Source organism: Psychrobacter sp. S1-30-MNA-CIBAN-0213 (assembly GCF_040309845.1).
Classification (GTDB): domain Bacteria; phylum Pseudomonadota; class Gammaproteobacteria; order Pseudomonadales; family Moraxellaceae; genus Psychrobacter.
This window is the reverse complement of record NZ_JBEOPE010000193.1, coordinates 1-230: the sequence shown is the minus strand read 5'-3', so window position 1 is coordinate 230 and position 230 is coordinate 1. Positions and strand designations below refer to the sequence as shown.

Genomic DNA, 230 nt, shown 5'->3' with positions numbered 1-230 from the left:
AATAAAAGCTTTGCAGAAATGAAAGCCACATTAATAGATGAGTCAATGTGTGACTTAGGAGCGCTTACCGACGAGCGTAAAAGTAAAGATTTAGAAAGTCATTTAAACAATTTGAAGCATCAGATGGTGGGTCATTCAGAACTTTATTTTTATCACAATACCTTGGTCATATTATTACGTCGTAAGTATAAAAGAGATAAAACCTTTGCTGAATTTGAGCGATTATGGGC

At 34.3% G+C, this 230-nt stretch carries 1 pseudogene; it reads left to right on the top strand.

The window, feature by feature from the left end:
* Positions 1-18: 18 nt before the first annotated feature.
* Positions 19-230: pseudogene (locus AAEY87_RS14475) on the top strand (hypothetical protein); the annotation flags it as partial.